Genomic DNA, 6,180 nt, shown 5'->3' with positions numbered 1-6,180 from the left:
AAGTTTTTGCAGAAGCGGAGGCATTGCGTGCGAATCGGGGCAAAATAATTGCAGCCCGTGGTTCTGTTCGTTTTGCAGGGTGAAGGCCGCGCCGAGGGCTGTGGGTCAGGTTGTGCGCAAAGAAGCCTCTCTGCTGCAAGCCTTTTTGGTTACTTTTGTGGCGACAAAAGTAACTGGCCCCGCGCGGCCAGGAGCGCGACGATGTAAGTTTATAGAATAAAGTCTTTTATCTGCCTGCAGGGGGATCGCTTCGTAACTCAGCAATAACGTGGTGGATATGTCATTTTACCTTCAGAGGCCTCCGGATTTAAACACTCAGCATGACAAAGGAAAATGTCATTTTTATTGTCGTCCGTCCGTATACCTGTGTCACTACATCTTTGGACACACAGGGGACAGCGATAATCACTATATACACCCGTCATTGCGAGGTACGAAGCAATCGCGAATTGTAAAGAGCCGTCTACATGGTTACTCTGTAAGTCGGGGATTGCTTCGTACCTCGCAATGACGTGGCAGAGAGGTCTCAGAGATATATTAAAACCAAAAAAGGCTGGAAAAACATTCCAACCTTTCTTATTTCTAATGGTCTTGATTCTTAGATCTTGATTTCCTGACTCTATCGCCGCTACACAAGGTTCATCTCTCCCTGAAAAATTTTACCGTATTTGCGTTTATCAAACTTGTAAAGCTTAGCGGCACGGTACGATACCCCTTTCTGCTTTTCATCAAGCTCCTTCAAAAAGCCGTAGCTCAACATTTTTTTGCGGAAGTTGCGCTTATCCAGTTTTTTATCTAACACAGCCTCGTAAAGCGACTGCAGTTGCGTAAGTGTAAACTTTTCGGGCAATAATTCAAACGCTATCGGCTGATAGTGCAGTCTGCGTTTTATTTTGTTGAAACCTGTTTTGAAGATCTCACTGTGGTCAAACGCCAGTTTAGGCAGCTCGCTTACCGGGTGCCAAAAAGCTTTTTTGGCGTATTGTGTTACCGGGCGTAGCTCCTTTTGCCCGTTTATGCGGATCAGCGCATAGTAAGCAACCGTAATTACACGGCCCTGCGGGTGACGGTTTACCTCGCCAAAGGTATGGAACTGCTGCATGTGCAAATCGCGCAGGCCCGTAAGTTCATACAGGATCCGCTCGGCTGCATCATCGATGCTTTCGTCCTGCTCAACAATATAGCCAGGCAGCGCAAGCCAGTCTTTATAAGGCTCTTCGTTTCGCTCAATAAGCAAAATTTTAAGCTCGCCGGCTTCAAAGCCGAATATCACGCAGTCAATCGAGAATACGGAATCAAACTTGGGTAACATTAGTTCCAAACTATTAGTGAGATTTAGTTAATAAGTTTAAAGATATAGCCTTAATTCCTAATCCAAAAAAAAATAAATAAAATTTAATGGTGTAATTTACACACAGTATCTTCGTAGCGTAAACTTAAGGAGTGAAAGATGCGTAAAATATCAAAAATAGGGGTTTTAACTTCGGGTGGTGATGCCCCCGGAATGAACCCTTGTATCCGTGCTGTTGTGAGGACCGCACTGTATAACGGGCTGGAAGTTGTAGGGATAAGGCAAGGATATAAAGGCCTTATTGACAATGACATGTATGACATGGATAAACGCTCGGTAAGTAACATCCTTAATTTAGGCGGCACCATTTTAAAAACCGCGCGCTGCTTGCCTTTCAAAACAGATGAAGGCATGGAGATAGCATACCAAAATGCTAAGGCCCGTGGTATCGATGCCCTTGTTGTTATTGGCGGCGATGGTACTTTCACCGGCGCGCTGCGCTTTTCGCGCAAATACCCCGACATTGCCGTAATGGGCGTTCCGGGTACTATTGATAATGACCTCTGCGGCTCAACCTATACCCTTGGTTTTGATACCGCTACCAATACGGTTATCCAGGCTATCGATAAAATCCGCGATACCGCCGATGCGCATGACCGTCTTTTCTTTATTGAGGTAATGGGCCGCGATTCGGGCGCTATTGCCTTGCGTGCAGGTATCTCGTGCGGCGCCGAGGCTATTTTACTGCCCGAGCGTGCTACCGCCATTGATGATTTGATCGTAAACCTTAAAGAGGGGCACATGAACAAAAAATCATCAAGCATTGTAATTGTTGCCGAAGGTGATAAAAATGGCGGTGTTTATGACGTGGCAAAGGCTGTACAACAAGAAGTTAAAAATTACGACATAAAAGTTACTATCTTAGGCCACTTGCAACGGGGCGGTGCACCGTCAAGCTTTGACCGTATTTTGGGCAGCAGGCTTGGCTTTGCAGCAGTTAACGCTTTGGTTGCCGGCGAATCACAAAAAATGGTAGGTTTGCAGGCCAACCAGATCATGATGACAGACCTGGAAGCAGCACTTAACCACCATGAGTTTAAGCTTGAAGAAGACCTTTTACAAATGATGGATATATTATCGATATAGATTATTAATGATTGCAGTTGTTTATAGCGGATCGTACTTTGCACATTGGAGGCTTACTGATAAGGGAAGAACTGTTGCTTCCTTTAAAACCAATGGCATAAACCCCTATTTTAACGACGAAAAGCATATCCTTCAATTGCTCAACAAAAACATCAATCTTATACACCACGCCGAAGTAATAAAACGCATCTACTTTTTTGGCGCAGGCGCATCTTCCGATGAGCGGAAGAAGATTGTTCATAACGCGTTTTCAGCATTCTTTAAGTTCGGTAAAATATCTATTGAGCACGATATTGCCGGCGCGGCTATTGCATGTTGTAAAAATGAACCGGGCATTGTAAGCATTTGCGGCAGCGGTACCAATGCCGCCTGGTACGATGGAAGAAGAGTTTGGCCCAACAACTACGGTTTGGGTTATATCCTTGCCGATGAAGGCTCCGGCAACTGGCTGGGCAGGCAGCTTATTAAGGAGTTCATGAACGATACCCTGCCACCATCCATCCATAAAAAGTTTATCCATAAGTACGATGCCGACCGTAAAAACCTGCTCGAAAAGGTTTATCGCCAAAAGCAACCGGCTTTATTTTTAAGCTCCTTTACCGATTTTTACCTCGATAACAAGAATGATCATCATCTGCAAAACGTCATAAAAAAAGGATTTAGCAAGCTAATTTCCACATATTTGTTACCTTTATATCAGCAACACCCGGGTACGTCTGTTCACTTTGCAGGCTCTGTTGCTTTTAATTTTCAGGAACACTTGTATGAAGCTGCCGCCGAAGCTGATCTGCAAATCACTAACATAATTAAAGAACCCATAAATAATTTATTAACCTACTATTCAAGTAAAAATTAAAAAATCATGAAAATAGGAATTAACGGTTTCGGCCGTATTGGCCGCTTGGCATTCAGGGCTGCAATTGAAAGACCAGACATTGAAGTTGTTGGTATTAATGACCTTGTTGAGCCAGATTACATGGCTTACATGTTAAAATACGATTCAACCCATGGTCAGTTCAATGGTACTATTGCCGTTGAAGGCGGTCATTTGGTTGTTAACGGTAAAACCATCCGCGTTACTGCCGAAAAAGATCCTGCCAACCTTAAATGGAACGAAGTAGGTGCTGAGGTGATAATCGAATCAACCGGTTTGTTCTTAACCCAGGAAACTGCTCAAAAACACATCGACGCCGGTGCTAAAAAAGTAGTAATGAGCGCCCCTGCAAAAGATGATACCCCTACATTTGTAATGGGTGTTAACCACAAAGCGTTAAAAGCCGATCAAAACATCGTTTCAAACGCTTCATGTACTACCAACTGTTTAGCCCCTATCGCTAAAGTGTTGGACGATAAATTTGGTATCGAAGAAGGTTTGATGACCACTGTACACGCTGTTACCGCAACGCAGAAAACAGTTGACGGCCCATCTGCAAAAGATTGGAGAGGCGGTCGTGGTGCTTACCAAAACATCATCCCTTCATCAACAGGTGCTGCTAAAGCTGTTGGTTTAGTTTTACCTCAGTTAAAAGGTAAATTAACAGGCATGAGTCTGCGCGTACCGGTTGCCGACGTATCTGTAGTTGACTTAACTGTACGTTTGAAAAACGGTGCTTCTTATGAAGCCATCAAAGCTGCAATGAAAGAAGCTTCTGAAGGCGAATTGAAAGGCATCCTTGGCTACACCGAAGACGAAGTAGTATCTGAAGACTTTAAAGGCGATTCACGCACTTCAATTTTCGACGCTAAAGCCGGTATCGGGCTGAATGAAAACTTCGTAAAAGTTGTTTCATGGTACGATAACGAGTGGGGTTACTCAAACAAACTGATCGACCTTGTTCAGGAAATTGGCAAATTATAACTGCTGATTTTTTAGATCATATAAAACGCCCTTCGGATAACCGGAGGGCGTTTTTTTGTTTGTCTGAACCGGGATTTGGGGGGATCTTTCGGATAGGCAGGATTTTTCTTGTCTTGGGCGGGATTTACAGTTTTTTTGATACCTGGATTTTCTTGTCCTGTTTGTGGAACTCCGGTAATCCTGTGAATCGAATAAATCCAGGTTCAGACAATTTATTTCCTACCGCGGGTTTAGCTATAGCGTAACCCGTGGGGCGCACAGGTTAAGCTTCCAGCTTAACCACATGGTACCGCAATATGGATTGCAAATTAAAAAATCCGAAATCAAACATCCGAAACCCAAATCATAACAATGGCGTTGCCTGCGGCCCAGGCTTTTCGTTGCAAGTCCTCGCCTTTCCCTCCCGCAATCCTAACCCGCGCTGTGGGCTTTACACTGCAATCCCTAACGCGGCCTGCGCACAACCACGATAAACACCAAAGGCTTTCCGTCCGTCCGTATACTTGTGTCACTATGCTTAGGGACAGGTAGCGGACGGTGGGTACGAGTATGCAGTTTTGGGTTGAATATTTAAGATAATTGATTAATTTACCTTACTATAAACCATATTGCCTATACCTTCTAATAATTAAATTCTAACAATGGGTAAGCCAGATAAAAAAGAAGACAATGAAAAAATTTCAATCGAGAAAGCAATTGAAAAAACAGGATATGTTTTAGAGCATAAAGTAGCCTCAATGCTTGAAAAAGAACACTGGTCTGTTATTCATAATCGATATTATTTAGATGATGTCACCGAACTACAAAGGGAAATGGACATGATCGCATACAAGACCGTTTTACTCGAAGACGATGTTAAGCTATTTACAGCGTTAATAATAAGCTGTAAAAAAAATTCGGAGTTTGATTGGGTATTTCTCACACGGAAAGCCCCTGGAATGGACATTAATATAAATATGTTGCCAGTAAATTTTTCGTCAAATATTGATGTATTTAATTATCAAGTAAGCGATATCGACTGGTCAAAAGAAAAGTTTATAAAAAAGTATGACTCCAATAGTCTTATCAATAAGATGTATAATTATAATAGAGTCGTGTTTGCTTATCAGGAAATAAGAAAATCTAATAATGCACCCAGTAATGATTCCAATATCTATTCAAGCATTGCCTCGTTGATTAAAGCCCAAGCTTATGAAATTTCCTCGTTAAAGGATGGAAGGAAGAAGAATCAAAAATATATTTATAATATAAATTTATTATCAGTCGCTGATCTTGATTTTCATGAACTCCATTATGAAAATGATAAAGTAACTGTATCAGAAATAAACAGAATAAATTATTTAAACCGCTTTTTAATTAGTAGTCAAGAACAGCATTCCAAAATTGATTTTGTCAAATTCGATATTTTGAAGTCTGTTATTGAAGAATACGATACCCTACATAAATGGAATATTAATTTTTATCGAACGGTTAATAAAGACTTTTTTGATAACGTTTTTAAGGATTATAAAAAGAAATCATTTATTATTAATAAAACTAAGTCTCAGTATTTGGACTTAGTAAAATTCTCCTATCGACAAGAAACCGGGATTAGTAAGGATTTTACATTTTTAGTTTTAGAAACAGATGAAAATGGGCTTAATATAAATGTATCTGATATTGACTCCGAAAACGAACACCTTAATCGTAACGAAAGATTGAAAATCAGAACAGCCGATTGGTTGAAAGATAATTTTAAATATTCTGGGAATTTCACTTTTACCGACGACTTCCTACCATTTTAACATTATAGCTTTTGAAGCAAGGAGAGTCTCCCAACTGGCGCGGGTATGCAGCGCAGGGAAAAGCGTGGCGTACTCGTGACTTTTTAATCTGTAAACCTATT

General features: G+C 41.5%; 5 protein-coding genes. 4 read left to right on the top strand and 1 reads right to left on the bottom strand.

Translation table 11 applies throughout. From position 1 onward, the window contains the following. Nucleotides 1–628: 628 nt before the first annotated feature. Entirely contained in the window at nt 629–1,321 is a 693-nt protein-coding gene (locus ABIC84_RS16675; protein WP_371328320.1) for an NUDIX hydrolase, read from the bottom strand. 129 nt (nt 1,322–1,450) lie between these two features. On the opposite strand from ABIC84_RS16675, the gene pfkA reads away from it, so the two are divergent. The 4 genes from pfkA (at nt 1,451) to ABIC84_RS16655 (ending at nt 6,079) form a co-directional block, all read left to right on the top strand. Further along, nucleotides 1,451–2,437: a 6-phosphofructokinase gene (gene pfkA, locus ABIC84_RS16670; RefSeq protein ID WP_426585674.1), complete on the top strand. Its 987-nt coding sequence runs from the start codon at nt 1,451–1,453 to the stop codon at nt 2,435–2,437. Nucleotides 2,438–2,444: 7 nt separating this feature from the next. Further along, a complete protein-coding gene (locus ABIC84_RS16665) occupies nt 2,445–3,293 on the top strand; it encodes a hypothetical protein (protein ID WP_429264293.1) in 849 nt (282 codons plus the stop codon). Between the two features lie 6 nt (nt 3,294–3,299). Then, on the top strand, nt 3,300–4,295 hold the full coding sequence (gene gap / locus ABIC84_RS16660; protein WP_429264292.1) for a type I glyceraldehyde-3-phosphate dehydrogenase: 996 nt from the start codon (nt 3,300–3,302) through the stop codon (nt 4,293–4,295). A gap of 641 nt (nt 4,296–4,936) precedes the next feature. Further along, a complete protein-coding gene (locus ABIC84_RS16655; protein ID WP_373612984.1) occupies nt 4,937–6,079 on the top strand; it encodes a hypothetical protein in 1,143 nt (380 codons plus the stop codon). Nucleotides 6,080–6,180 lie beyond the last annotated feature (101 nt).

The organism is Mucilaginibacter sp. 3215 (genome assembly GCF_050433785.1).
GTDB lineage: Bacteria > Bacteroidota > Bacteroidia > Sphingobacteriales > Sphingobacteriaceae > Mucilaginibacter.
This window is presented reverse-complemented; position numbering and strand designations above follow the sequence as displayed.

Bases quoted from the DNA above. Each gene is read 5' to 3' on its own strand.
- gap (WP_429264292.1), top strand. From the start codon at position 3,300: ATGAAAATAGGAATTAACGGTTTCGGCCGTATTGGCCGCTTGGCATTC.
- pfkA (WP_426585674.1), top strand. From the start codon at position 1,451: ATGCGTAAAATATCAAAAATAGGGGTTTTAACTTCGGGTGGTGATGCC.
- ABIC84_RS16665 (WP_429264293.1), top strand. From the start codon at position 2,445: ATGATTGCAGTTGTTTATAGCGGATCGTACTTTGCACATTGGAGGCTT.
- ABIC84_RS16655 (WP_373612984.1), top strand. From the start codon at position 4,937: ATGGGTAAGCCAGATAAAAAAGAAGACAATGAAAAAATTTCAATCGAG.